The 25,501-nt window shown below is 74.8% G+C and carries 19 protein-coding genes; 7 read left to right on the forward strand and 12 right to left on the reverse strand.

Annotated features, from left to right (window positions below; translation table 11 throughout):
• The first annotated feature begins 21 nt into the window (after window positions 1–21).
• Complete coding sequence (locus ACSUPR_RS11520; RefSeq protein WP_436891166.1) at window positions 22–1,476, forward strand: DUF6177 family protein; 1,455 nt, start codon at window positions 22–24, stop codon at window positions 1,474–1,476.
• Between the two features lie 430 nt (window positions 1,477–1,906).
• Window positions 1,907–4,114, forward strand: a complete 2,208-nt coding sequence (locus ACSUPR_RS11525) for a protein kinase domain-containing protein (protein ID WP_436891167.1) — start codon at window positions 1,907–1,909, stop codon at window positions 4,112–4,114.
• Between the two features lie 24 nt (window positions 4,115–4,138).
• Here ACSUPR_RS11525 and ACSUPR_RS11530 read toward each other — a convergent pair whose 3' ends face one another.
• From ACSUPR_RS11530 to ACSUPR_RS11545, 4 genes are all read right to left on the reverse strand, one after another.
• On the reverse strand, window positions 4,139–5,428 hold the full coding sequence (locus tag ACSUPR_RS11530) for a DUF6891 domain-containing protein (protein WP_436891169.1): 1,290 nt from the start codon (window positions 5,426–5,428) through the stop codon (window positions 4,139–4,141).
• 165 nt (window positions 5,429–5,593) lie between these two features.
• Window positions 5,594–6,628 carry a hypothetical protein gene (locus ACSUPR_RS11535; RefSeq protein ID WP_436891170.1) on the reverse strand — a complete coding sequence of 345 codons (1,035 nt, stop codon included), beginning with the start codon at window positions 6,626–6,628 and terminating at the stop codon, window positions 5,594–5,596.
• 381 nt (window positions 6,629–7,009) lie between these two features.
• The gene (locus tag ACSUPR_RS11540; protein WP_436891171.1) at window positions 7,010–9,475 is read right to left on the reverse strand and encodes an ATP-binding protein; all 2,466 of its coding nucleotides are present in this window, start codon (window positions 9,473–9,475) and stop codon (window positions 7,010–7,012) included.
• A gap of 284 nt (window positions 9,476–9,759) precedes the next feature.
• Window positions 9,760–10,419, reverse strand: a complete 660-nt coding sequence (locus tag ACSUPR_RS11545; protein ID WP_436891173.1) for an HNH endonuclease family protein — start codon at window positions 10,417–10,419, stop codon at window positions 9,760–9,762.
• A gap of 552 nt (window positions 10,420–10,971) precedes the next feature.
• On the opposite strand from ACSUPR_RS11545, the gene ACSUPR_RS11550 reads away from it, so the two are divergent.
• Window positions 10,972–11,838, forward strand: coding sequence for a phytanoyl-CoA dioxygenase family protein (locus ACSUPR_RS11550; protein ID WP_436891175.1), 867 nt, complete (start codon window positions 10,972–10,974; stop codon window positions 11,836–11,838).
• A 186-nt stretch (window positions 11,839–12,024) separates the two neighbouring features.
• Here ACSUPR_RS11550 and ACSUPR_RS11555 read toward each other — a convergent pair whose 3' ends face one another.
• The 3 genes from ACSUPR_RS11555 to ACSUPR_RS11565 form a co-directional block, all read right to left on the reverse strand.
• A complete protein-coding gene (locus tag ACSUPR_RS11555) occupies window positions 12,025–15,582 on the reverse strand; it encodes a TcpE family conjugal transfer membrane protein (RefSeq protein WP_436891177.1) in 3,558 nt (1,185 codons plus the stop codon).
• An 18-nt stretch (window positions 15,583–15,600) separates the two neighbouring features.
• The gene (locus ACSUPR_RS11560; RefSeq protein ID WP_436891178.1) at window positions 15,601–15,909 is read right to left on the reverse strand and encodes a hypothetical protein; all 309 of its coding nucleotides are present in this window, start codon (window positions 15,907–15,909) and stop codon (window positions 15,601–15,603) included.
• A 72-nt stretch (window positions 15,910–15,981) separates the two neighbouring features.
• Complete coding sequence (locus tag ACSUPR_RS11565; protein WP_436891180.1) at window positions 15,982–16,932, reverse strand: conjugal transfer protein; 951 nt, start codon at window positions 16,930–16,932, stop codon at window positions 15,982–15,984.
• Between the two features lie 361 nt (window positions 16,933–17,293).
• Here ACSUPR_RS11565 and ACSUPR_RS11570 point away from each other — a divergent pair, with 361 nt between their 5' ends.
• Window positions 17,294–17,983 carry a lysoplasmalogenase gene (locus ACSUPR_RS11570; protein ID WP_436891182.1) on the forward strand — a complete coding sequence of 230 codons (690 nt, stop codon included), beginning with the start codon at window positions 17,294–17,296 and terminating at the stop codon, window positions 17,981–17,983.
• A 30-nt stretch (window positions 17,984–18,013) separates the two neighbouring features.
• Here the strand turns inward: ACSUPR_RS11570 and ACSUPR_RS11575 are convergent, their stop codons facing one another.
• The 4 genes from ACSUPR_RS11575 to ychF form a co-directional block, all read right to left on the reverse strand.
• Window positions 18,014–18,640: a maltokinase N-terminal cap-like domain-containing protein gene (locus tag ACSUPR_RS11575; protein ID WP_436891184.1), complete on the reverse strand. Its 627-nt coding sequence runs from the start codon at window positions 18,638–18,640 to the stop codon at window positions 18,014–18,016.
• A 22-nt stretch (window positions 18,641–18,662) separates the two neighbouring features.
• Window positions 18,663–19,154, reverse strand: coding sequence for a YbaK/EbsC family protein (locus tag ACSUPR_RS11580; protein WP_436891186.1), 492 nt, complete (start codon window positions 19,152–19,154; stop codon window positions 18,663–18,665).
• Window positions 19,155–19,260: 106 nt separating this feature from the next.
• Window positions 19,261–19,614, reverse strand: coding sequence for a hypothetical protein (locus ACSUPR_RS11585; protein ID WP_436891187.1), 354 nt, complete (start codon window positions 19,612–19,614; stop codon window positions 19,261–19,263).
• A 211-nt stretch (window positions 19,615–19,825) separates the two neighbouring features.
• Window positions 19,826–20,917 (reverse strand): redox-regulated ATPase YchF, encoded by a 1,092-nt coding sequence (ychF, locus tag ACSUPR_RS11590; protein WP_436891188.1) that lies wholly within the window; start codon window positions 20,915–20,917, stop codon window positions 19,826–19,828.
• Between the two features lie 278 nt (window positions 20,918–21,195).
• Here ychF and ACSUPR_RS11595 point away from each other — a divergent pair, with 278 nt between their 5' ends.
• Window positions 21,196–22,131 (forward strand): FkbM family methyltransferase, encoded by a 936-nt coding sequence (locus ACSUPR_RS11595; RefSeq protein WP_436891190.1) that lies wholly within the window; start codon window positions 21,196–21,198, stop codon window positions 22,129–22,131.
• Window positions 22,132–22,169: 38 nt separating this feature from the next.
• Here ACSUPR_RS11595 and ACSUPR_RS11600 read toward each other — a convergent pair whose 3' ends face one another.
• Complete coding sequence (locus ACSUPR_RS11600; RefSeq protein ID WP_436891192.1) at window positions 22,170–22,868, reverse strand: alpha/beta fold hydrolase; 699 nt, start codon at window positions 22,866–22,868, stop codon at window positions 22,170–22,172.
• A 494-nt stretch (window positions 22,869–23,362) separates the two neighbouring features.
• Between ACSUPR_RS11600 and ACSUPR_RS11605 the strand changes: the two genes are divergently transcribed.
• Both ACSUPR_RS11605 and ACSUPR_RS11610 read left to right on the forward strand, forming a co-directional pair.
• The gene (locus ACSUPR_RS11605) at window positions 23,363–24,619 is read left to right on the forward strand and encodes a DNA recombination protein RmuC (RefSeq protein WP_436891194.1); all 1,257 of its coding nucleotides are present in this window, start codon (window positions 23,363–23,365) and stop codon (window positions 24,617–24,619) included.
• Window positions 24,620–24,900: 281 nt separating this feature from the next.
• Window positions 24,901–25,473: a DUF6542 domain-containing protein gene (locus ACSUPR_RS11610; protein WP_436891195.1), complete on the forward strand. Its 573-nt coding sequence runs from the start codon at window positions 24,901–24,903 to the stop codon at window positions 25,471–25,473.
• The last annotated feature ends 28 nt before the right edge of the window (window positions 25,474–25,501 follow it).

Here is a 25,501-nt window from a genome sequence, read left to right on the forward strand (position 1 = left end):
CCCTTGAACCGAGGAGACCGGTTGAGCTACGACCTCGTGGCCCTCACCGCCGCCGAGCCCGACGCCCTGCTGCTCGCCCGGGTCCTGCGCGAGGCGGTTCCCGACGGGGTGGTCCGCCCGCTCGCGGGGGGCGGTGTGCTGGAGGTCCTGGACCGGGGCGGGAACGCGCTGTTCGCGGTGGAACCCGCCCAGCGGGTGGACGTCCCCGGAGAGGCCCTCAGGCTGCTGGGCGCCGACGCGGCCGCCGGGCCGCCGGAGGGGCGCTGCTGGTGGGTGGAGCTGCACGCACGCCCTCACGGGGCCGCGCGGGAGGCGGCGGTGCGGGCGGCGGACGCCCTGGTGCTGCGGCTGGGCGGGAACGTGTGGACGCCGTGCTCCGGTGTGGAGCGGCTCGTGGAGGGAGCGGCGGCCGCCGGGGCTCCGCGCACCCGGCCCGGTGCCGCCGGGCATCCCCTCGTGTCGTTCGAGGCGGAGGACGCGGTGGTGGTCGTGCAGGACCGGGAGGTCGTCCCGCTGTCCGCCGGGATCTCCGATGTGCTCGCCGTGCACGGGGCGCAGCGGCGGGGACTGCAGGTGCTGACACCCGCGTCGGCACGGGTCACGCACGCCCTGCGCGCGCTGCTGTCGCAGCCGCTGGCCCGGTGGGTGGTGGCGGACGGGGACGGCGGCCACTTCGACGGGATCAGCGGACTGCCCCTGGTGTGGCATTCCGAGAACGGTTTCGTGCCGCGTCGGCCCCCCGGGTCCCGCGTCCCCTCCCCGGCCGGGGTGGAGACCGGGGCACCGGAGCCCGCCCCCGGTTTCCTGGACCCCGATCCGCTGGGCGTCCAGCTGGTGGTGGACCTGGTCGTCGAGCACACGCGGCCGCTGGCGCCCCCGCTGGGCCGGGCCGCGGAGGTCGTCGCCGAGCACCTGGCCGGAACACGGCCGGCGGGCTGGGGAACGCACGAGCCCGCCCTCGGTCCGTGGAGCCGCGGAGGGATCACCCGGATGGCCCGGCACCGGGCACCCGGCGGGGTGGTCCTGCACCTGGCCGGGCCGGTGGGCCCGGGTGGTGCGGGCGCGTTCGCCGGGGGGATCCGGGTGTCCTGGGACGGGGAGCGGGCGCGCGAGCGGGTCTCGTTGGTATTCGGCCACCCTGGGGAACCGCCGCTGGAGGCGCTGCCCCCGATGGTGGAGGCGCTGGCCGGGGAGGGCCTGCTGTCGACGCTGCACGTGCGCCGGGGGCGGGGCCGTCCCGACGTGACGTTCGCGCCGCGCTGGCACGGGGTGCTCGCGCCCGTCGGGATGGCGGTGGGCCCCGGCGCGGTGGCGGAGGCCGGGGAGGAGGCGCTGGTGTCCGGTCCGCTGCCCGGGGAGGTGCTCGACGGACCGGCCGTCTGGTATCCCGTGCCCGGGGCCGGGGAGGAGAGGTACCGGTCGACGGCGCTGGTCGCGGCACAGGTGCGCCACCTCACCGCCGCCGGACGGGACTGAGGGCATCCGGCCGCCGGGCCGGTTCCGGGCGGGTGTCCGAGAGGAAAAGGTGGCGAATTCGTTCCGGCGTCGCCCCGTGTGAAGCGCGGGGATGCGCCCGAACGGGTTCCGGAAGGCGGGGAACGGTTCGGTCCGAAGAATCGGGAACCGCGTCCGGATCCGGCCGCGAACAACAGGTGAACAGCGACGACCCCGTTTTCGGCGGCTCTTCGGGGCGGACCCGGCGGGATTCGGAACCCCCTAGGAGACAGGGGTTCCGGAAGGCGACCGCTACCGGTCGTCCCTCTTCGCCCCCGGGCGGGGAGGGAGCGGGATTCACAGTGAGAATGGTTCGGAAAGCGTCGGTGACCACCGGGAACGCCGGTGCCGGGTCCTTTCTCGGATAGATTGGCCTGCGCATCGTCCCCCGACGCAGAAGGGATGCGCCCCCATGTCCTCCCCCCACTCCTCCGCCGGCCGGTACGAGCTGCGCGAGCGGCTCGGCGCGGGCGGGATGGGGACGGTGTGGCATGCCTGGGACCCCGCCCTCCAGCGCGACGTCGCGGTGAAGGAGGTCGTCCTCCCCGAGGGCATGAGCTCGGAGGACCGCGACGAGGCCCGGGAGCGCACTCTGCGGGAGGCGCGGGCGACCGCCCGGATCAGGGACAACGCCGTGGTCACGGTGCACGACGTCCTCGAGCATGAGGGCAGCCCCTGGATCGTGATGGAGCTGCTCAGCGGACGGTCGCTCCAGCACCACCTGGACCAGGACGGCCCCATGCCGGCGGCCCGGGTGGAGGAGGCGGCCCGGTCGCTGCTGAGCGGGCTGGGGGCGGCGCACGCGGTCGGGGTCACCCACCGGGACGTCAAGCCCGCCAACATCATGCTCACCGAGGACGGCCGGACGGTGCTGACGGACTTCGGCATCGCGAACGTCGACGGGAGCACCGCGCTCACCCAGACCGGCGTGTACATCGGCTCGCCCGAGTACATGGCACCGGAGCGGTTCGAGGGCGAGCGGGCGCTGCCGGCGTCCGACCTGTGGAGCCTGGGCGTCACCCTGTACGCGCTGCTGGAGGGGCGCTCCCCCTTCAAGCGGGAGAGCGTCACCGGGATCATCAGCGCGGTGCTGACCGCGCCGATGCCGCCGCGCCTGTCGGCCCCCGGCGGGACGGGGGACGTGGCGGCGGCCCCGCTGCGGGCGCTGATCGGGGCCCTGCTGAACCGGGACGTGGCGTCGCGGCCGTCGGCGGCCCGGGCCCTCGAACTGCTGGACCGGGCGAAGGAGGAGTCGGTCCGCGACGGGGGCACGACCCGGGTGGCCGGCATCCATGCGGGGAGCGGTGGAGCTCCGGGGGACAGTGGTGGGAACGGCGGCATCGGTGGGCCCGCCGGGACCGGTGGGACCACGGGTGTCGCAGGATCCGGTGGGGCCGTGGGGGGTGCCGCGCCCGGCGACTCCCCCGGAGACGGTCCGGAGCCCGGTGCGGTGACGGGTCCAGGCGTCCCGTCGGGCCCGCCTGCCTCCTCCGGTACGCACCCGCCTTCCGGGCCGCACGCCCCAGGGGCGCCTTCCGGGCCGCGGGGCGCCTCCGAAGCCCACGTACCCTCCGGTCCCCGGGTGCCTTTCGGGACGGATGCATCACAGCCCCCTTCGGGCGCACAGGCACCCTTCGGGCCGCACACATCCCAGGGTCCGCGGGCAGCCGGTACGGCGAGGGGCTCTCAGCCCCCTTTCGGCCCTCCGGCGCCTTCGGGTCCGGGGGCACCTTCCGGGCCGTACGCCTCACAGCTCCCTTCCGGGCCACAGGCTCCCCACGGCGCACCGGCGCCTTCGGGTCCGTACGCCTCGCAGCCCCCTCCGGGGCCGCGCGCCGCCTCCGGACCGCAGGTGTCCGCCGCCGGGGCCGCTCCCCCCGCGAGCGGGCCGCAGAACCCTTACGCCCCCGGCGGCCCCCGGGTGCCGTACTCCCCCCACCCCCCGCACTCCGCGGCCCGCGCCCCGGGCGGTCCCCGGGCGCCCGCTCCCGGCGGGCCGCCACCCGGCACCCGCCCCGGTCCCGCCCACCCGGGGCACACCGGTTCCGGCACCCGCCCCGTGGCGCGGCCATCCGCTCCGGGGCCGGTTCCGCCCGTCACCCCCCTCGACCCGCCGGGCCCGTGGGCCCAGGTCGACAGGACCGCGGCCGCGCGCGGTTTCGTGGGCGGGGTCGGGCACACCGGTCCGTCGGGCGTACCCGCCCCCGTGCCGACGCGCGCCCCGGCTCCCAGGCCGTCGTTCCCGGTGATCGCGGCGTGCACGCTGCTCGGGCTCAACGGCCTCTACCTGCTGGCCCTGGCCCTGCTGTCGCTCGGCGGCTCCGAGACCGCCTTCGCCGGGTGGGGCGGGCCGCTCCTGCTCGCCCTGTGGGGCGGGTTCTCGGCGGCCTCGGTGGCCGGTCTGCTGCTGCGCTCGCGGGTGGTGTACGGCCTCGTGGTGCTGCTGCAGGTCGCGGTGTCGGTGGCGCTGGTCTTCACCATGTTCACCGTGGTCGTCTACGCGCGCGACGAACTGCCGTTCTACCTGGCGATGCTGCTGTTCAACCTGCTGGTCGGCGGCCTGCTGCTCATCCCGCCCCGGGCCCGGGCGTACTTCCGCCTGGGTTCGTCGTCCGACTGAGGCGGTCGGCACGGCCGGCCGGCGTCACCAGCGGGTGACCTGCAGTTCCCCCAGTTCGGCGAGGGCGGCCCGCCCCTCGTCGGCCAGGACGCGCACCATCTCCTCGGCCTCGGTGAGGGTGACGTGGCGGCCGCTGGCCAGGCGCTCGTCGGCGGAGGGGCTCTCCATCCACAGCCGGGGCCCCTCCTGCCACATCATCTGGACCACCGCGCCCGAGCGCGCCGCGAACACCCCGAACGTTCCGTCGACGGGGGTGAGCCGGTAGACGAGGTCGCGGGCGGCGGCGCCGCTCAGGGGTTCGGCGTAGTCCACGAACCCCATGCCGCCGGTCGCCGTGTCGGCGTAGGTGACGTCCAGCGGGCACGGTCCGGGGGTGCGGGCGGCGGGGTCGGTGCGCGTTCCCTGCGCGGGCCAGCCCGCGCCGACCGCCCAGCAGGCCAGGACGTCCTCGATCCGGTCGCGGGGCAGGGCCGGGCCGCCCTCCACGCGCAGGAGGTCGAAGTCGCGGGTGAGCACGGCCGTGCGGCCGCCCGCGCCGACCGTGGCCCGCACCCCGCGGGGCAGCCACGGCAGCACCAGGCGGGCGAGTTCGCGGACGCTCACCCGGCCCCGGTGGCGGGTGACCCACGCAGGGAGGCGGTAGGGGCCCGGGGTGGAGAAGTCGGCGTCCACGTGCGGTTCGCCGGCGGAGGCCGGACCGGGGAAGGCTGCCAGCCGGTCGTGGCGGCGGCGGCTCCAGTCCATGTCCACCCGGATCCTGCGCTCGGGGCCGCCGTCCCAGTGGACCGTGAGCCCGTGGGCGCGCAGGGCTTCGGCCACCTCGGCGCCGACGGCGGCGCGGCGGACCTGGTGGGTGGACTCGAAACCGACCATGAGCGGGGCCCCGCCGGCGGCCGACCGGGCGTCCTGCCGGTGGTAGTACGCGTAGCCGCGGCTGCCGGCCGCGGCGGCCTCCGCGTCGAGCCCGGCGCGGGCGCAGCCGTCGCAGCACAGGTACTCCTCGCGGGCGAGGACCCCCGAGGCGTCCAGGGCGCGGAACGCCCGGGTGAGGCGCTCGGAGTCGGTGCGGGAGGGACGGCGGCGCTGGCGGTGGACGTGGTCGGCCAGGGCCGCGTCCACGTACCCGGGGAGGGTCTCCGCGAGCGCGCGGACCCGCGGGGAGTCCGCGGCGAGGTGCTCGGGCAGGCCCTCCTCCAGGTCCAGGAGGGCCTGGTCCAGCAGTTCGGGGTACCCGCCCCGGGCCGAGGCGGTCCGGACCGCGACGCCCGCGCGGACCGAGGCGAGCGGCTCCTCGCCGTCCCAGTGTTCGATCATTCGCCCAATGTGTCAGAAGCCGGGAGTGCTCGGGGCGGATTGTCGGAGATATCGCTGTCCGCATGCGGACGTGCACGGAGAAGGGGGGCGGCGGGGCCGGCACGGGGTCCGGACACGGCCGGGACCGGTCCGTGCCGGTGAGCCTCGCCGGGTCGGCCGGGCGGGTCAGAAGACCAGGGGGTGGCCGGTGAGGCGGTCGACGTGTTCGTCGCGGACCCGGCGGGCGGCGTCGGCGGTGGCGGCCAGTTCGGACACCTCCGGTGAGCCGGTGCCCAGGAACGCCGCGGCGGCGCGGTGCTCGGCGTAGGCGGCGGTGGAGTCGACCGCCTCCTGGCACTGCTCCCACTCGCGGTGGGCGGCCACCGCCCGCTCCACCAGGCGGCCGTACTCGACGATCTGCTCGACCCGGGTGTGCACGGCGTCCTCCACTGCGCACAGGTGCTCGCGCTGGGGCCGCAGCGCCTCGCGCACCCGCGGGGAGTCGGCGCGCTGCCAGCGGCGCAGGTGGGCCCGGCGCAGTTCGCGCTGGCGGGAGAGCAGGACGGCGATGCGCCACTCCTGGTCGCGCAGCACCGCCAGGGCCCGGTCGGTGTCCAGGGAGTCCCCGCCGCCGAACGCGTCGCGGGCGCGTTCGACCAGGTCGATGGTGTGCTGGACGGCGGCGAGGGCGGCGTGGTCGGACTCGCTGAGGTCGTCCGGGTGGACGACGGCCCCCTGCGGGACGTCGCCGGGCCCCTCCTGGACCCGGGAGGTGAGGGCGTCGGCGGAGACCAGGACGACCAGGACGCCGAACAGCCCCCACGGGATGCCCGCGGACGGGTCCCCGGGCAGGAGGTCGAGCAGCCAGACCGGGACGGCGGCGAGGGCGCCCGCGCCCGCCGCCACCCCCGCGGCCCGGGTGGCGGGGTGGGAGTCGCCGCGCAGGGCGAGGGCGGCGACGTGGGCGATGAGGCCGATGTTGACGATGGCCATGCCCAGGTACCAGCCCGCGGTGACCAGGGACAGGGCGATGGTGCCCCCGACCGCGAGGAGGTGGACCGCGGCCTCGCGCAGTCGGGCGCGGCGGGTGGCGGCCTCCCCGCCGGGCCACCGCACGGGCGGCCGGGGGGCGGCGGCCCGCCGTTCCAGCTCGTCCCGTGCGGGGGCGGGGAGGGCGGGGTCGATGACGGGTCTGGGCCGGCGGATGACGTCCTCACTCATGGGCGGTCCCTCGTGAGTGTGTCGGTTCGGGGGTCGGCGGCGGTCGGGCGTCAGGGGAGGAACCCGACAGGGTAAGAGATGCCCATCCGGGGGCTCCACCGAACCCGGGTGCGCCCGGAGCTTGCCGGGCGGCTCGCACCTGGATCGTCCACGCAGGTCGCGGGCGTGAGGTGACCCGCTCCGGCCACGGCGGGACCGCTCGGGGGCCGAGGCGGGAGGGCCGGGGGGCGTGCGGCCGTACCGGCCTCCGGTGCGGGTGCCGCGCGTGGGGACCGGGGCGGTGGCCGCCCCGGTGGTCGGACCGCCCCGGGGCGTGCGGCCGGGGAGCGGCGGCCGGCCCCGGGTCCTCCCGGGACCGGCCGCCGTCCCGGGAGGGCGGGGTCAGGAACCGCGGGTGGAGGAGACCAGGTCCTCGTCCCCGGCGCCCGGGCGGCGGCGGGTGGGGTTGGTGTCCAGCCAGCGCAGCAGGTCCTCCGAGACCAGGTCCACGGCGATCCGGGCGGCCCGGCCGTCCAGGTCGCGGAACAGGCACTCGCCGTTGCCCAGGTTGCGCAGCACCGCCAGGTGGTCCTCGGTGGGCTCCACCCCCAGCAGGGCCATGACGCTCTCCACCTCGAAGCGTTCGCTGGAGCGGAACGCGAACACCGAGGACAGGCAGTTGGTGACCTGCTCGTTGAGGAGGTCGCCCGCGTTCTGGGACACCAGGATGAGCGCGGTGTTGCGGGACCGGCCCATCCTGGAGACCTCCGGGACGAGCTTGGCGCCCTCGGGGGTGGAGGTGACCGCCCACGCCTCGTCCAGGAAGATCGCCTTGGGCAGGTGCCGGTCCAGGCCGTTCATGAGGCGGCGGGCGAACTGGGACACCAGGTACAGCAGGGCGACCGACAGGCGCTGCTCGTAGGAGTAGTCGTCGCGGCGGAGCCCGGAGTCGGGCAGGGTGAGCCCGCCCAGGGTGAACACGGTGGTCCAGCCCTCGGTGTCGATCTGCGCGTCGCCCTGGGGGTCGAAGCACAGCGAGGCCAGGCGCATCTCCGACATGGAGCCCAGGACGGCGCCGAGGTTGCGGGAGGCGGCGTCGGAGGCGTTCGACAGGTGGTCGACGACCTTGGCCAGGGAGGGGCGGGGCTGGTTGGCGACCGCGGCCACGGCCTGGATCATCGCCGACTCGCGCTCCTCGCTCATGCGGGGCAGCAGCAGGCGCAGGGTCTCGGTGGCCATGGTCTTCTTGGCGGCCAGGTCGTCGCCGAACGCGAACGGGTCGAGCAGGCCCGGCTGGGCCGACCCCAGGGACATGATGCGGGCCTTGCGGCCGCGGCGCTGCAGGAGCTGCACCAGGGACTCGGCGTCGCCCTTGGGGTCGATGGCGGCGACGGTGACGCCGCGCAGCGCGAGCTGGTAGATGAGCAGCAGCGCCAGGGTGGTCTTGCCGCCGCCGGGCTCGCCGGTGATGGCGATGGCGGTGGGGCGGTTGCGGGCGGCGGCGACCAGCGGGTCGAAGTGGACGATCGAGCGGGCCCGGCCGATGGTCTCGCCGATGTAGGGGCCCACCCAGCCGTCGCCGGTGCGGTCGGACCGGTCGCCGACGTCGACGGTGGCGGTGGGCATGCCGCCCGCGATGGTGCGCAGCGGCTGGCGCTGGGCGTAGGCGCTCAGTCGGATGCGGTCGCCCGGCAGGGACTCGTTGAACAGGGAGAACTGGTCGCCGGTGGAGTTGATGACGTCGATGCCGATGTCGCGGTAGTGCTCGATGACGGCCTCGACGTGCTGGACGAGGAGGCGTTCGGTGGGCGCGGACACCATGAGGCGGTGCCAGCCGTAGACGAACGGCAGGCGCTCCTTGGTGATCCCGTGCTCGAGCATGCGGGCGGCGTCGATCTGCTCGGCCAGGGCGATGGGGGCCTCGACCCCGGCCTCGCGGATGTGGGCGTCCATGTCGCGGGCGTGCGCGAGTTTGCGGCCGACGTCCTTGGACGCCTTGGCGGGCGGGATGAGCTTCATCCGCAGGGACATCTCCACCGGGAACGGCAGGGAGTCGGCGTGGTGCATCCAGGGTTCGCCGTCGGGGAACGGCATGAGGTCGGGGAAGCGGGCGAAGGAGAGGAAGGCGACCCACGTGGAGCCGGAGGGCTGCTCCAGGCGGAGCATGGACCGGCCGTTGTGGAGGGTTCCGTCGACCAGGGCCTCGATCTCGCCGCGGCCCCAGGTGCGGCGGCCGGTGGCGGAGGTGCGGGGCTCCTCGGAGCTGCCGGTGACGGAGTGGCGGATGAGCCAGGCGATCTCGTCGGAGGTGGCGTGGCGGGCGTGCAGGGAGCTGGCTGCCAGGGCGCGGCCCAGGCGCTCGGACTGGTCGGTCCAGCGGGCGAGCTCCTTGTCGTCGACGGCGTCGTCGGTGATGCCCAGGATCTCCTCGGTGCGCTGGTAGGCGCCCAGGAACTGGGAGAACAGGCCCAGGCCCGCACCGGGGTTGCGCAGGCCGAGGCGCACCCCGAGGTAGACCTCCTTGGTCCAGAAGTCCTTGGCCCACACGTGCCGGTAGCTCTCGTCGAGGTAGTCGTACCAGCCGGGTCCGGAGTCGGAGGTCTCGTCGAGGCGGGTGGCCCATTCGGCCGCGGGGTAGGTGCGGTGGGCGACGCGGAGGTGGACCTCGGCGTCGTTCATGCGGATGGCCGCGAGCGCGATGGTGATGTTGGTGGCCAGGGCCTGGCGTTCCTCGGGGGTGGTGAACTCGTAGGAGACCGTCGGCAACCGGAAGTAGGCCCAGGCCTCGCTGTCGCTGAACAGCACCCGGTCGTCGAAGTAGCGGACCGCGAGGCGGGTCGAGCCGCGGGTCCCCCATGTGCCGGTCATCTTCTGCCGCCCCTCCTGGTCGCGTCGCGCGGCGGGTGCGCCCGGCGGGCGGGCGCGGCCGTGCCTGTGCCACCCCCATAGTGTGCTGCATGGGTACCCGGCCGTAGAAGCGGAACGGTTTACGGCGAGCCGGAAAGCCCGGTGCCCCGCCCTGAAAGGCGGGACCCGGCACGGCGGCCGCCCACCGGCCGCGCACCGGCCGGGAGCGGGTGTGGTCGGCGGGGCCGGGGAGGGAAGGGGGCGGCCCGCCCCGGGGGCCGGGGCGGGCCGCGAACCGGGGTGCCTCAGCAGCGGCTGTTGATGGTGCTCTGGATGGAGGACTTCTCGGCGGAGGTGACCGTGAGGTTGTACCGGTACTTCACGTTGACCCACGCCTTGACGTAGGAGCAGTGGATGGCCGTGTTCGGCGGCATCCACTGGGAGGGGTCCTTGTCGCCCTTGGCGCTGTTGACCGTGGTGGTGACCGGCCACAGCTGCGGCGAGTTGACGTCGTTGGCGAAGGCGCGGCGCCGGTCGGTGGTCCAGGAGGCGGCCCCGGTCTTCCAGGCCTCGCTGAGCGGGACCATGTGGTCGACGCTGATCTGGGAGACGGCCCCGCTCCAGTTCACGTTGTCGTAGGTGCTGTACCAGCTGCCGGAGGTGGGCTGGCAGTTGGAGTCGGTGACGACGTTGTGGCCGTCGCGCACCAGGACGTACTGGCGGGCGGTGCACGGGCTGGAGACCACCGACCAGTGCGGGAAGAGGCTGCGGTCGTAGCCCGTCTGGGGCCCCTTCGCGGCGACCCTGAGCGAGTTGAGCTGCGACTGGGCGGCGGAGGTGGAGGGGATGCCGGGGGGCAGGACGTGGTGGGCGGAGGCCGGGGCGGCCCAGCCGATGACGACGGCCAGGACCAGTGCGAGGACCGTGGTCAGGGCGGCGCGGAGCCTGCGGGGGGCGGGGGTCATATTCTGTTCTCTCCTCTTGAGCGGGGGGCGAGGGAAGGACCTTCACCACTGTGCGGCCGAAGGATCTTTCGCGCCAGACCCTCATATGGGAATTCCCGGAGAACCCGGTGTTACGGAACCGGTTCGAATGGGCCCTTTTTGCACCGGACAACGCACCGTATCCATGTGAACTGCGTCACGGAAAAAAGCGGAGTGGGCGAACGGGGGGTTTGGCCGGTTCGCCGACCGGGGAGGCAGCCGGGGCGGCGGGCACCCTGGGACGGGGCCGGGCACGCGGTGCGGCGGCGGCACCGCGAAGGCCGGAGGCACATGGGAGAACGCCGGGCCGAAGAAGGGCGGGAGCACGAAAGGCGCCCTCGGCCTTTTCGGCGGGCGCCCCAGAATAGGCCCACCCTACCCGGGATCAAAGCCGATAAACCCGTCGGAGGAAATCGCCCGAGAACGCCGATCGGGGTGTTTGTTACGTTCGGGTGTCGTACGGACCGTCCACCTGAAGAGACAGCGACACCGAAAGGATCACCCCGCACAGGGGTATCGGCCATGACGTTGCAGATGGATCTCCCGACACTGGACGACTACCCGACCCGCAAGGGCACCGAGGCCGCGCTCCTCTACCGGAGGGACCCCACCGTGTGGGGCACCGCCGAGGACGGCCCCCTCACCGACGACCTCCTCCAGGAGCACGACCGCCGCGGCTACACCCGGTTCGCGTCCCTGCTGGACGGGGACGAGGCCGCCGGGCACCTCGACGAGGCCGACCGGCTGGTCGGCGACCCCCGGCTGCGCGACGACGAGCGCGTCGTCGTCGACCCCGCCGACGGGGGCGTGCGCTCCGTGTTCGAGGTGCACCGGGTCAGCGAGGCCTTCGAGGCCCTGGTGAACGACCCCCGGCTGCTGGAACCCGCCCGCCAGCTCCTCGGCTCCGAGGTGTACGTGCACCAGAGCCGCCTCGACCACCGCCCCGGGTTCGGCGGCGGCCCCCTGTACTGGCGCTCGGACTTCGAGACCTGGCACGCCGAGGACGGCATGCCGCGCATGCGCGCCGTCGGGTTCTCGGTGGCGCTGACCGACCACCACCCGCACAACGGCGCGCCCCTGGTGATGCCCGGCTCGCACCGCACCTACGTGTCCTGCCTGGAGGAGGGTGACGGCGGCCGCGCCGGCACCCCCGACCGGGGGACCCTGACCATCCTGGCCGACCGGCACGGCATCGAGGCGCTGGACGCGGCGCCCGGGGACGTGACCGCGCTGGACTCCAACTGCATGTACGCGGCCGGGGCGAACATCACCCCGTGGGCTCGGTCGAGCCTGTTCGTCGTCTACAACAGCGTGGAGAACGCCTGCGAGAAGCCGTTCGGGGGCGAGGACCCCAGGCCCGGGTTCCTGGCCTCCCGGGACTTCACCCCCGCAGGCAGGTGAACGCGCCGGTGCCCCGCCCCCCGGCGACGGGGGCGGGGCACCGCTGTCGGCACGGGCGGCCCGATACGGGCCGGGGTCCGGGCCGCCGCTCGCCCCCGGAAGGGCGGGCGGCGGGCTCCGTCCCGGCCGGTGCCACGCCCGTGCCCCGCCGCTGAGGCCGCCGCCGGGCGCCGGGGCGGAGCCGGACTAGGTGAGGAGCTTGTCGACGATGACGCCCGCCAGGGCGCCGTGGGCGCGCTTGGTGCTGGCCCGCAGGGCGCCGACGTCGATGCGCGTGTAGGAGGACCCCAGGTGGTCGTCCCACGGGATGCGGACGATCGCCCGGCAGCGGCCGCGGGCCACCCGCTCGGCGGCGTCCACGTCCGGCAGGCTGCGCTTGCTGACCCCGTTGACGACCAGCACCGATCTGGCGCGCAGGGCGCCGTGGCCGTTGCCGTCGAGCCAGTCGAAGGTCATGGAGACCGCCCGCTCTGCGTCGGCGTTGGCCGGGGTCACCAGGACCAGGCCGTCGGCGGCGGGCAGGGCCCGGGCGACCCCGGTGGCCGCCGGGTCCAGCACGGTGACCGCGTAGAAGCGGCCGAGCAGCCCGGTGAGCTGGGCGTAGTCGCGGTCGTCGAGGGTCTGCACATACGGGTCGTCCAGGGTCTGGACGACCTCCAGGCCTGTCTGGGTGCGGCCGGTGTAGGCGCTCATCGCCTCCTGGTCGCCGATGCCGTCGGCGTTGGCCAGCAGAGCGGTGAGGGTCTCGGGGGCTTGGGAGCCGATGCGGCGGGAGAGGCCGTTGGGACCCGGGTTGACGTCGACGGCGACGATTCGCTCGTCCCGGTAGCCCGCCAGGGTGTGGCCGATCATCAGCGTGGTGACGGTCTGCCCGGCGCCGCCCGTGCAGCCCAGGACGACCAGGCTGCGGGGGCTCTCCAGCGGGGTCCGCAGGCGCTCGATGTCCTCCGGGGACAGCTCGGAGCGGACCGGGGCGGCGCCGCCGGTGACGACCTTGGCCAGGCGGCGCCAGCCGCGGGTGCCGCCGGAGTCGGCGGCGGACGCGGGCGGGTCCGACTCGGCGGACTCGGGGCGCACGGCGGAGGCCGAACCGACGGCGGGGGCGGTGGGAGAGCCGTGCGGGGTGTCGCCCAGGCTCTGCTGCTCGCCGGTGCCGTGGTCGAGTTCGAGGTCGGGTCGGGGCTCGCGGCGGGGCGGCTCGGGCTCCTCGCCGGGGGCGGGCTGGCCGAAGAGGCGGCCGATCCTGCGGGCGTTCTGGGCGACCCGGTGGAACATGCCGTCGTGCGGGTCGTGGGCCGGGTCCCGGGGTTCCGCGTCCTGCGCGGTGTCCGCGGTGTCGGGGGTGTCCGGGTCGGCGGCGCCGGTGGCGCGCATGCTCCACTTGACCGGGGCGGGCTGCCCGTCCCCGGCAGGGGGCGCGGGCGGGGTGGGAGGCGCGGTCGGGGCGGGGCGCTGAGCCCGGCGCCGGGCCAGCGCGGCCGCCTCGGCCTCCTCGAGGTCGGCGGTGGTGCGGCGCTGGGGGGCCTCGCGGACCTCGGCGAACCCGGCGAGCTCGCCGGTGCCGTGGTCGAGCTGGGTGGGCGGCTTGGCGGCCGGGGCCTCGCCGTCCGCGGCGCGCTCGCGCAGCTCCTCGGCGGGGATGACGGGGTTGCCCTTGTCGCCGACCCGCGGCTGGTCGGGGTGGCGCTTCCTTCCGTCGTCGAACCACTCGGAGGGGTCCTTGGCCCCGCTCCGGCGGCCGGGGACGACGTCGGCGAACTTGGGGCGGGGCGGGGCGGGGGTGTCGGCGGTGCTGAGGTGGCGGTCGAGCACGGTCATGTGCTCGTTCCACTCGGGGCCGCGGTCCTCGTCCTCCTGCGGGCGCACGGGCATGGACGCCTGCTCGCCGGTGCCGTGGTCCAGCTCCAGCGGAGGCTTGGCCGCCGGGGCCGGGGCCTTCCCGACGGGGGTGTCGGCGGCGGCCGCGCCGGTCGGGCGGGCGGCCTCGGTGCGGGTCGGAGCGGCCGGGTGCGCGTCGGTGTCCTCCGCTCCGAGGGCGGGGGCGGCCGCAGCACCGTCGGTGTCCTGCCCGGCGCGGGAGCCGGCCGAGCGGACCGGGGCCGCGGCGTCGGCGCGCGTCGGACCCACCGGACGGGCAGGAGCCTCCTCCACGGCCCCGGAAGCCTCCACCGAACGCCCCGGAGCCACCGCGTCGGCACGCGTCGGACCCACCGGACGGGCAGGAGCCTCCTCCACGGCCCCGGAAGCCTCCACCGAACGCCCCGGAGCCACCGCGTCGGCACGCGTCGGACCCACCGGACGGGCGTCGGCCTCGGTTGCGGGACGTGCGTCCGCCGGGCGGGCGGGGGCGGCGGTCTCGGCTCGGGGCCCGTCGGCGGACGGGGCACCCTCGGCGGTGCGCGCCGGATCCCCCTCGTCCTCCGACTGCGGGAGCCAGGGGGCCGAGGTGGGTTTGGCGGCCGGGCGGCCCGTGGCGGCGGCGTAGCGGGCCGCGTAGTCGGACACGTCGTAGCCCGGTGCCTCCTCCCGCGCCTCCCTGGCGGACTCGTCCAGCTCCCACGGGGCGGCGTGCGGCCTCCCCGTGCGGCGGGGCCGGACGGCCTCCCGGGCCTCGGCCCCGTCGGCGGGCAGCCCCGTGGTGCGGCGCTCCTCCAGCTCACGGGTCACGCGGATCCCCTGGGTGCGGCCGCGCAGGCGGCGGGCCGCCGGGGTCTCGTCGGCCTCGTCGCTCCCGAGCGCCCCGGCGACCTCCTCCCGGCTGAGCGCCGAGGTGTCCCCCACCGTGTAGGCGCTCTTGGAGCTGAGGTTCACCGGGGTCTGCCCGGAGGAGGCGCGCAGGCGGGAGAACCACTCGTCGCTGTCGCGCTCCTCCTCACCCTCAGTGGCGTGGACGGGTTCGGCGAACCCCTCCTCGAAGTCGTTCCCCTCCGTGTCGGCCGGGGTCGCGGGTCCGCTCCGCAGCGCGAACCCGAAGTAGTTGAGCACCCGGACGCCCACACCCGGGCGGTCGTCCTGTTCCCGCTCCTCCTGCGGCCCCGGGTCGCCGCCGGTGTCCGCCGGGCGCTCCACCGCCGCCACGGTGGCGACCGGGGAGCGCACGGGCTCGGGCCGTTCGGGCTCGGCGACGGGCACGGGGACCGGCTCGGCGCGGACCGGCTCCGGGAGGGTCCCGGGCACGGCGGACGCGGACGCGGTGGGCTCCGGCGCCCGTACCGGCCCCGCCTCGCGGACGCGGCGCAGCGGCGGGGCCTGCTCCGGCGCCGGCCGCTCCTCCTCCACCCCGACGGCCTCCGCCGCCTCCACCGGCTCCACCGCGAGGACCTCGCGCTCGGCTCGGCGGCGCGGCAGCGGCAGCGGGCCCGCCTCCGGGTCGCGGTGCCACACGCGCACCGCGACGCGCACCTCGGCGGGCTCGTACTCCGGGGCCAGCCGGGTGTACACCCGCGACTCGGCGAGGAAGCGGGCCTGCGACAGGAGCAGTTCGGTGAGGCGCTTGCCCTCGATGACCGGTCTGGTGACCAGGACCGTGATGACGCCGGGCGGCACCACCCACAGCACCAGGTGCCACCCGTTGCCGAACACGAACGGGGCGTTGAGGATCCCGAGCAGGATCACCCAGACCAGGAACACGCCCACGGCGACACCGAAGGTGCCCACCGGGAGCGGCATGGGCAGCCGGAAGTCGTAGAGCTTGTAGAGCCGCTTCTCGATACGCCAGATGTTGGTGTACGTGGGCAGATCCACGTTCCCGGCCTCCCTCGCCTATTCCGTCGATACGCCCATCGCTCGCGCCAGCGCCACTGCGATGACCTCGATGATGCCGGGGACGTAGAAGACGATCCCGATGAAGATCGCCAGGATGATGAACTGAGCGAACCGCGTGATCTCCCTGGTGAACAGGAAGAAGATCGCGACGATGGACACGATGACGAGGAACAGCGGACCGAAGAAGCCGCGCAGGAACTCCGCGAGGCCGCCGGTGTCGGGGGCCTGCGAGTCGGCCAGGACCAGGGGGTCGGCCCCGCCGAGCACTGTCACGGTGTCGGCCGCGGTGGACAACAGGGGGAGCATGTCAGGCGCCGCCTCCCGGTGTCGTTGCTGCTGTGCGCATGATCCTTCTCGTCTCCTTGCCTACGTGCCCCGTCACTCGCCGAACGAGTGGGGGGCTCCCTGGATGTCACGCACGTGCCACTCGCTGCCGGAGTCCACGACGGTGACCAGATAGCCCTGCACCAGCACCCCGGACTCCTCCCCCTCGGGGGCGGGAACGGCCCAGTGCACGGTGACGGCCACCTCTCGTACGTCATCATCCCTGTTCGAACTCTGGGATGGCACCGTGGTATCGGACAGTTTGGAGAATTCCAGGGTGTTCGCCGGAAGTGGGGCGATCGTGACACCGGGCTCGACATAGCGGTCGAGGTGGCTCGGCTCCTGCGCGTAGGCGCCGAAGAAGCCGGTCAGCACCTCCTCGAGCTGTTCGGCGGCGACCGGGTCGGTCTCGAAGGCTGCCTGCTCGGGCAGGGAGGCGCGGGCCGGGGCGGCCAGCAGGGCCGGCCGCCCGGAGACCGCGAGGGTGTCGCCGTCGGCGTAGACGGGGACCTCCAGGCTCATGGGCTGGCCGTTGACGTCGGCGCGGACGACGACGATGGCGTTGTTGTCGTCCTTGACGTCGATGGCGGTGACGACGAGGTTCCGTCCGGCGAGCGAGTCCGCGGGGGCGTCGAGCGCGGCGGCCTCGCCCTCGGGGACGAACGCGGCCAGGGCGTCGCGGCGGGCCTCGAGGTCGTCGGTGGTGAGGTAGACGTCCGCGAAGCGGAGCGCGAAGGCCGCGGCCGAGGTTTCGGGGAAGGCGGGGGCCCGGGTCTGCTCGGGTTCGGGGGCGGAGGCGGGGAGGGCGAAGCCGCCGCGCAGGGGGAACCAGATGCCGTTGAAGATGACGACGATGAGGAAGGCCCAGAGGACGGCGCGGCCCACGCCGACCCACCAGCGCCCGCCGGCGCCGGCGCGGGGGCGCCGGCGGGGGGCCGGTGCCTCGTACTCCGCGTCGTCGTGCCGTTCGCGCACGGCGGCACCGCGCCGTGGTGCGTTCGCCATCCCCGACCTCCTGCACACAGTTCCGCGCCGCCCGTGCGGGCGGCGTATCCGCCACGCCCTTGTCTACCCCATCCCTATAGTGAGGCATTGTGCGGGTTGGGCGCGGACATGGGCGCTCCGCGTTTCCCCGCCAAGCGCGCATTGCACGCAACAGTCGAAGTTCCCAAAAGCGGAACAATACGGCAATACGCAGACGAACTCATCTGATGGTTGTCCCCCCTCCAGGATTTATGGTCGGCCCGAAAATGGATTAGTCACCTGTTGGGGAGCAACATGTGTCCGCGGGGACAGGGAACGGCCGCCGGATTGTGACCGGGGTCTCCCCTGGGGTGGGCGCGGCGGGGACGCCTATGATGACCCGGTGATCCCCCGAGAGCCCCTCCCCCGCGTCTTCCTGGCACTGTTCGTCCTGACGGCGGCGGTGCACCTGGCCGTTCAGGCCGTCGGCGCCGAAGCCTGGTCGCGCCCCACCCAGGCGCTGCTCATGCCGCTGCTGGCGGCGTTCGCCTGGACGGCCGCCCCGCCCCCGCGCGGGCGCCTGGTCCGGCTGGTCGCGGTCGCGCTGTTCTTCTCCTGGCTGGGCGACACCGCCCCGGCGCTCGCGTCCGGGGACGCGGCCTTCCTGGTGATGGTGGGCTTCTTCCTGGTGGCGCAGGTGGTGTACATCGTCGCGTTCGCCCCGTGGTGGGGGCAGGGGCCCCTGCGCTCGAACCGGACCCTGCTGGTGCCCTACGCGGTGGTGGTGGCCGGGCTGGTCGCGCTGTGCGCGCCCGGGGCGGGTCCGCTGCTGGTGCCGGTGCTGGTGTACGGGCTGCTGCTGGGGGCGATGGCGGTGCTGTCGCTGGGGGTGCACCGGTGGACGGCGGTCGGCGGGGCGCTGTTCCTGCTGTCGGACGGGCTGATCGCGCTGCGGGCGTTCAGCCCGGGGTTCGACCTGCCGCTGAGCGGGTTCTGGGTGATGCTGACGTACACGGCGGCGCAGGCCCTCATCGTGCTCGGCGTGCTGGCCCGCGACCGCGAACCGGCCGGGCGCGCCGAGGCGGCGGTGTGAACCGCCGGCCGGTCCGGGGAGGGCGCGGGGTCAGCGGACGGTGACGAAGGGGGCCCGGTGCTCGACCCCGTCCGGGGTGCGCCAGGTGGCGGAGACGTACCCGGTGGCCTCCGGGTCGGGGGCCGGGCTGAGGGCGCGGGCGACACGGAGGGTGATCCGGTCGCCGGCGCCGGTCTCCAACACGATCCCGGTGCCGTCCGGCCCGTGGGCCGTGGTGAACGAGGCGACCCCCGCCGGGGGGCCGGCGGCCGCGAAGCGGGCGGTGACGGACGGGTCCGGCGTGTCGCTCAGGCTCTGGGCCTGCGGCTCGGCGTCGCCGAGGAGCAGGGCGAGCAGCTGCGCGGCCAGGACCGGGTCGTGCGTCCCGTCGTAGACCCACCGCTTTCCCAGGACCCCGTGCTCGGCGGTGCCCACGAGGGCCTCCTCTCCCCCCTCCAGCGGCGCCCCGCGGTAGGTGAGCGGCACGTGGTAGGCGTTCCCGGCGTCGGTGACCACCATGAACTCGATGCCGACCTCGCCCCGGGGGTCGTCGAGCCGGAACCCGCCGGCCCTGGCCGGGTCCGGCTCCCCACCCGCGTACCAGGGCTGAGCGGGCAGCCAGGCCTGGAGGAGTTCGAGCTTGGTGGGGGTCAGGGTGGTGCGGTGGACGACGGCCACGGGGCGTCCCTTCGGCGGCGGGTCAGGCGGTGACGGGCAGCAGCGTACCGCCGGTGAGGCGGACGAGCTCGGCCGCCGTGGTGGGAAAGACCGTGTGCGGGGTGCCGCCCGCGGCCCAGACCCGCTCGTGGTCGCCCAGGGCCTCGTCGACCACGGTGGGCAGCGGCGCGGGGTGACCGACCGGGGCCACGCCGCCGATCGCCTGGCCGGTGGCCGCGCGCACCTGCTCGGGGGTGGCGCGGCGGAGCTCACCGCGCCCCCAGCGGACGGCCAGTGCGACGGTGTCCACCCGGTGGCGGCCGCTGGTCATGACCAGGACCGGTTCGCCGTCGGAGATGAACACCAGGCTGTTGGCGATGGCGCCGACCTCGCAGCCGAGGGCGGCCGCGGCATCGGCGGCGGTGCGCGCCGACCCGGCCAGCTCGCGCACCCGGCCCGGGGCGCCGGCGGCGGCCAGGGCCAGGGCCACCTCCCGGCTGCGGGCGGGAAGGGATTCGACGGCGTGCGCTTCCATGGCTCTCCTCGGCATCGTTCCGTTCACGGAACGGTAGGAGAACCCGGACCGGGGATCAAGCCGGAATCCGGCCCGTGGCGGAGCCCGCCGCCGGGGCGGCCGCGGGTCAGGGCGTGCGGCGGTACGTCCGGTCCCACCGGCGCCGGGCGCGCCCGCGGGAGACGGTGCGGACGGTGCCGAACACGGACATCGCGAGCCCCAGGAGCGCGACGCTCCACCCCGTGTACCGGAACGGCCCGACGAAATCGTCGAACCCGGCGACGTCACCGCCTCCGCCGAGGAGGAACAGCATGTACGGAAGGGCGAGGACCAGCAGTCCCAGGAGCCCGGTGAGGACGCCGAACACGATCATCAGGACCCCGAGGACGTTCGACGGGCGCCCGGGCGGGACCGGCTGCGCCGGCGCGGGGAGGGTGCGGGGGTGGCGGGGCGGCGGGTTCTGCGGGGGAGGCTCGCTCATGGCCACACGATAGGGCAGGTCCGCGCCCCCTCCCGGGGCGGGGAGGGTGCACGTCCGCCGCGCACCGCCCGGGGCGGCCGGGAGCGGCCGCTGTCCGGTGCCGGTCCGCCTCGCCGGGCCGGTACCGGCCCGGCGCCGGGCCCCGGGCCCGCGGGCGGTGGGAGAGGCCGGGGGCGGATCTCCGGATCCGCCCCCGGCCCGCGCCCGTGCGTCAGACGTTGAAGCGGAACTCCACGACGTCGCCGTCGGCCATCACGTAGTCCTTGCCCTCCATGCGGACCTTGCCCGCGGCGCGGGCGGCCTGCATGTCGCCCGCCGCGACCAGGTCGTCGTAGGAGACCACCTCGGCCTTGATGAAGCCGCGCTGGAAGTCGGTGTGGATGACCCCCGCCGCCTCCGGGGCGGTCGCGCCCTTCCTGATGGTCCAGGCGCGGGCCTCCTTGGGCCCGGCGGTGAGGTAGGTCTGCAGGCCCAGGGTGTCGAACCCGACACGGGCCAGCTGGGCCAGGCCGGACTCGGTCTGCCCCATGGACTCCAGCAGCTCCTGCGCCTCGTCCTCGTCCAGCTCGGCCAGCTCCGCCTCGATCTTGGCGTCCAGGAAGATCGCCTCGGCGGGGGCGACCAGCTCCTGGAGCTTGGCGCGCAGGGCCTCGTCGGCCAGCTCGCCGCTGTCGAGGTTGAACACGTAGATGAACGGCTTGACCGTGAGCAGGCTCAGCTCGCGCAGCCGGGCCAGGTCGACGTCCTTGTCCCCGGCCGCGTAGAGGGAGGTGCCGCCGTCGAGGATCTCCTGGGCGGCGCGGGCCGCGGCCAGCAGCTCCTGGGAGTCCTTGTCCTTGGCGTTGCGCTTGGCGTCCTTCTCCAGGCGCGGCAGGGCCTTCTCCAGGGTCTGGAGGTCGGCCAGGATCAGCTCGGTGTTGATCGTCTCGATGTCCCGGGAGGGCTCGACCTCGCCGTCGACATGGGTGACGTCGGGGTCGTCGAAGACCCGGATCACCTGGCAGATGGCGTCGCTCTCGCGGATGTTGGCGAGGAACTTGTTGCCCAGGCCCTCACCGGTGGAGGCGCCGCGCACGATGCCCGCGATGTCGACGAAGTCGACGGTCGCGGGGAGGACCTTGGCGGAGCCGAAGATCTCGGCGAGCCTGCCGAGCCGTGCATCGGGCACGCCGACGACTCCGACGTTGGGCTCGATGGTCGCGAACGGGTAGTTCGCGGCCAGGGCGTCGTTCTTGGTCAGCGCGTTGAAAAGGGTGGACTTGCCGACGTTGGGCAGTCCCACGATCCCGATAGACAGACTCACAAGGTGAGAGTCTATGCGGCCCGGGGGCCCGCCCGGTCCGGCACGGGGAAAGCGGGCCGATCGCCGAAACACCCTGCGCAGGACCCACTACGCACAGTAGGTTCGATTCACGTCGCCGGGGACCGGGGCGGGAGATGTCCGACCTGCCGGTCCTTCCCCCCGCCCCGGCCTGCGAGCCATGACCGCGGATCCCGGCGGTTGGGGAAGTACGCGCGCCACGGGGAGGGGGCGGCGCGCGGACGGCCGCCGGCCCGCGGTCCCGTTTCCTAGGGGGGAACATGGTCACCGACCAACTGCGCGAGATCGTGCGCCGATATCCGCTGGTGCGGCTCGCGGCGCGGCGGCTGCGCGTCCGGCTGCCGCGGAGCATGGGCGGCCTGGACGCGGACCGGGTGCCGCCGTGGAACCGCGCCTTCACGCTGGCGCTGCCCGGTCCCCGGCGCCCGCGGGAACTGAGGCTGGACCTGCCCGGATACCTGACGGTGCCGCGCAGGCTGGCCGCCCACGGGCTGGCCGGGCACGGGCCCGACGGCCTCTCCTGCTTCCTGGCCGCCCTCGGCCTCGCCCGCCCGGGCGCGGTGCTCGACGTGGGTTCGGGGATCGGGGTGTACGCGATGCTCGCGGCGGCCCGGTCGCGGCGGCCGGTGTTCGCGTTCGAGCCGACCCCGGAGATCGCCGTGGCGGCCCGGTCGGCGGCGGAGGCCACCGGCCTGGGCTTCACGGTGGTGGAGGCGGCGCTGAGCAACCACAACGGCAGCGCCTACCTGAGACGGGCCCGGCACAACGACATGTGCAACACGATCGAGCGGCCCCGGCACCAGGACCTGTCCGGGACGACGGTGCGGGCGGCCACCATGGCCCGGTGGTGCGATTCGGCGGGCTGCTCCCCGGCGGTGGTGAAGATCGACACCGCGGGCACCGAACCGGACGTGGTCGCCGGCGGGCTGGAGGTGCTGCGCCGGTTCCGGCCCTGGCTGCTGGTGAAGGTGCGTCCGGGCCGGGGGCTGGAGGAGCGGCTGATGGCCCTGCTGGATCCGCTGGAGTACACGTGGTACGCGGTCGGAGGTCGCCCGCCCTACCAGCCGAGCAAGGAGGTCGAGGCGGTCGCGTCACCGGCCTGGGAACGGATGTGGCTGTTCGCGCCCGAGCCCGCCGGGGAGGACTTCTGGGCGTCGGCGCGGACCTGGCGGGAGGCGCTGGCGGCCTGCTGCTGAGGCGGGGCGGGGCGCGCGGCGTCCCGCCCTCGCGCGGGTCAGAGCCAGGAGTCCAGCTCGGCCAGCAGCCCGGGCAGGTTGTCGCGGTGGATGCAGTGCGCGGCCCCCGCGACCCTGCGCACCTCGAAGCCGCGCTCGGCGAGTTCGGCGGCGGCCCGGTCGTCGACCGTGATGGCGTCCGCGGCCCGCAGCACCAGGGACGGCGCGTGCGGCTTGTCCGGAAGCAGGTCGCGGCCTGCGACCTCGGCCGCGACGAAGGCGTAGAACTCCGGGTCGCAGGAGGCGAACCCGGCCAGCTCCTGCTCCACGTCGAGGTCGTTCCAGCGCGGGTTCATGGACCGCACGTGCGCGGCGTCGGCGGTCTCGAACACCCGGCGCATGCGCTCCCCGGCGTCGGCGGGGATCGGCGGCAGCCGGAACGCCGGGTCCAGGTAGACGGCGCGGGCGGGCGCCAGCCGCTCCACCGCCAGGGACAGCGCCAGGCCGCCCAGGGAGTGGCCGACGGCCAGGTCCGCTCCGCCCGGCAGGGAGTCGACCAGGTCGTCTCCCAGCGCCTGGACGCTGTAGCCGCCGCGCGGGCTGCGCCCGTGGCCGCGCAGGTCCACGGTCACGACGCGGTGGCCGCGCTCGACGAGCGCGGGGACCAGGGCGTGCCAGGTGCCGGCGCCGGCCCCGGCGCCGTGGACGAGGAGGGCCGTTCTCTCTCCGGTGCCGGTCGTGTAGGTCTCCAGGTTCAATGGGACTCCTTGCGAGGGGGCGGGAAGCCGCTCCGGGACCGGCGAAGGAGAGGACCGGTCGACGGGGGCGGTCATCTCAGCTTCTCGGACAATCCGCAGGCCGGGAAGGAAATGACCGGAAACGGACGCGCTCCCGCAGCTTTCCTTCCCCGGTCGCGGCGGCGGTGGAGGTGACCCCGACGGTGCCCGGGTACGGGATCCGCGAGACGGCGTTGGGGCCGTGGTCGATGCCGGGGAGCACCGGGTCGGGCGGGCCGTCCCAGCCGAGGACCTCGGGCAGGCCGTGGGCCGGCGCGAAGGGGATGGCGTCCACCGGGGTCGCGCTGGGAGAGTCCGGACGGCGGCGGCCCTGCTCATCGCGGCGATGGGCGGCCTCCGGCTCCAGTGGTCCTACGACGCGGGGGCGGTGGACATGCCGGACTTGATGGCTCTGCTCACCGATGTCCTGCGTGGCGGGGGACCCGGCGGGGCGGGGACTGACACCATAGGGCGCCATGGATCTCCTCTCACTCGTGGCGGTACTCCTCGTCGGCATCGCGGTGGGCGTCGCCCTGGGCCTGCTCTGGGCCCGGGGGCAGAGCGCGCAGGCGCGCGCGGAGGCCGAGGCGGCCCGGGAGCGGGCCGAGTTCATGGAGGAGCGGCTGGCCGAACGCTTCCGGGCGCTGTCCGCCCAGGCCCTGGACCAGACCAACCGGAACTTCCTGGAGCTGGCCGAGGGCAGGCTGCGGGCCGTGGGAACGCAGGCCGGGCACGACCTGGACGAGCGGCGCCGGGCCGTGGAGCGCATGGTGGAACCGCTGGCCGCGATGCTGGACCGGGTCGAGCAGCGGCTGCGCGAGGCGGACGCGGGCCGGGTGGCGGCGCACGCCGAGCTGACCAGGCAGGTGGAACTCATGCGCGAGGGCTCCGAGAGGCTGCGCGACCAGACGCAGGCGCTGGTGACGGCGCTGCGCCGGCCCGAGGCGCGCGGCCGCTGGGGCGAGGTGCAGCTGCGCCGGGTGGCGGAGCTGGCGGGCATGAGCGCGCACTGCGACTTCGAGGAGCAGGTGGCCGTGGAGGACGGGGCGCGCCGCCCCGACATGGTGGTGCGCCTGGCCGGGGGCAAGAACATCGTCGTGGACTCCAAGGTGCCGCTGGCGGCCTACCTGGACGCGGTGGCCGCGGAGGGCGAGTCGGAGGTCCGCGAGCGCCTGCGGGCGCACTCCCGGCACCTGCGCACGCATGTGGACCAGCTGGCGGGCAAGGCTTACTGGACGGCGCTGAGCCCGGCGCCGGAGTTCGTGGTGCTGTTCATCCCGGGCGAGGCGTTCCTGGCCCCGGCGCTGGAGCACGACCCGGGGCTGCTGGAGTACGCGATGGGCAGGCGCGTGCACATCGCCACGCCCACGACTCTGATCTCGCTGCTGCGCACGGCCCAGTACGCCTGGCAGCAGGAGGCCCTGAGCCGGAACGCCCGGGAGGTGTTCGAGCTGGGCAAGCAGCTGCACGCCCGGCTGTCGACGCTGGGCGGGCACGTGGAGGGGCTGGGCCGGGCGCTGTCGCGGACGGTGTCGGCCTACAACCAGACGGTGGGGTCGCTGGAGAACCGGGTGCTGGTGACGGCCCGCCGCTTCGGGGAGCTGGGGCTGGTGGACGGCGACCTGGAGCGGCCGCGCGGGGTGGAGGAGCCGCCCCGGACGGTCGCGGCACCGGAGCTGACCGACGAGTCCGTCATTCGGATGGCAAATAACGGCCACAACGGTGCGACCTGAAAAGAGAGTTCCCGAATCCCGGGGACCGGGAGCCCCGTCTCCGGGCCAAGGAAATCCACTTCGGAACACCCTCCGCGACCCGCGGGACGAATACGGACACTTCATCATCGAACCAAGCGAACCCCGACCCCCCATCCCGGTGTCCAACGGGAGGAAGGCGTGTTCGGCGCGGAAGGGGCAAGTGGACGAAATGACGACACGTTCCCCGGAAAAGACACCGAACGCTTACGAGAAGTGACACACTAAACACTGTGAGTAACACACTTGGGAGGCGCACGGCCATGCCCCCACGGAAGACGGACGGCCCGGAACCCGAACGGGCACCGTACTTCGTGCGGCCCGAGGGCCGTGCCCCGAACGCACCGAAGACCAGGAAGCCCGCGCCCGCCCGGCCCGCCGGGCCACCCGGCGGCGTGCCCGGGCCGACCGCTCCGCGCGCCCGCCCGCGGGCGGGCGCGGCACGGCTCACCGGCCGCGGCGGCGTCCTCGTCATCGCCCTGTTCAGCGTCACCGGCACGGTGGTCGCGCACACGGCCGAACTGCCGGCGGCGCCGGGCATCGCCTTCACCCTCGCCTGCCTGCTGACGGTGTCGCTGGTCCGGCCGGGCGACCTGCTGTCGCTGTCGGTCAGCCCGCCCATCGCGTTCTTCGTCGCGGTGGTCGCCGCCGAGAGCGTGCTCGCCCTGGGCAACGAGGGCTTCGCACGGGTGCTCCTGCTGGCCCTGGCCTCCCGGCTGGCCCAGGTCGCCCCCTGGCTCTTCCTGGGCACGGCGCTGGTACTGGTCATCGGGGTGTTCCGGGGGCTGCCCGGCAACCTGCGCGACCTCGGCGACGAACTCAACGGCCGCAGGTGACCGGGGCCGCACCGGCCCCGGATCCTCC

This window comes from Nocardiopsis dassonvillei, assembly GCF_964273065.1.
Lineage (GTDB): Bacteria > Actinomycetota > Actinomycetes > Streptosporangiales > Streptosporangiaceae > Nocardiopsis > Nocardiopsis dassonvillei_B.

Coding starts and splice junctions, on each gene's coding strand:
- ACSUPR_RS11525 (WP_436891167.1), top strand. CDS start 1,907: ATGTCCTCCCCCCACTCCTCCGCCGGCCGGTACGAGCTGCGCGAGCGG.
- ACSUPR_RS11530 (WP_436891169.1), bottom strand. CDS start 5,428: ATGATCGAACACTGGGACGGCGAGGAGCCGCTCGCCTCGGTCCGCGCG.
- ACSUPR_RS11535 (WP_436891170.1), bottom strand. CDS start 6,628: ATGAGTGAGGACGTCATCCGCCGGCCCAGACCCGTCATCGACCCCGCC.
- ACSUPR_RS11540 (WP_436891171.1), bottom strand. CDS start 9,475: ATGACCGGCACATGGGGGACCCGCGGCTCGACCCGCCTCGCGGTCCGC.
- ACSUPR_RS11545 (WP_436891173.1), bottom strand. CDS start 10,419: ATGACCCCCGCCCCCCGCAGGCTCCGCGCCGCCCTGACCACGGTCCTC.
- ACSUPR_RS11550 (WP_436891175.1), top strand. CDS start 10,972: ATGGATCTCCCGACACTGGACGACTACCCGACCCGCAAGGGCACCGAG.
- ACSUPR_RS11560 (WP_436891178.1), bottom strand. CDS start 15,909: ATGCTCCCCCTGTTGTCCACCGCGGCCGACACCGTGACAGTGCTCGGC.
- ACSUPR_RS11565 (WP_436891180.1), bottom strand. CDS start 16,932: ATGGCGAACGCACCACGGCGCGGTGCCGCCGTGCGCGAACGGCACGAC.
- ACSUPR_RS11580 (WP_436891186.1), bottom strand. CDS start 19,154: ATGGAAGCGCACGCCGTCGAATCCCTTCCCGCCCGCAGCCGGGAGGTG.
- ACSUPR_RS11585 (WP_436891187.1), bottom strand. CDS start 19,614: ATGAGCGAGCCTCCCCCGCAGAACCCGCCGCCCCGCCACCCCCGCACC.
- ACSUPR_RS11595 (WP_436891190.1), top strand. CDS start 21,196: ATGGTCACCGACCAACTGCGCGAGATCGTGCGCCGATATCCGCTGGTG.
- ACSUPR_RS11605 (WP_436891194.1), top strand. CDS start 23,363: ATGGATCTCCTCTCACTCGTGGCGGTACTCCTCGTCGGCATCGCGGTG.
- ACSUPR_RS11610 (WP_436891195.1), top strand. CDS start 24,901: ATGCCCCCACGGAAGACGGACGGCCCGGAACCCGAACGGGCACCGTAC.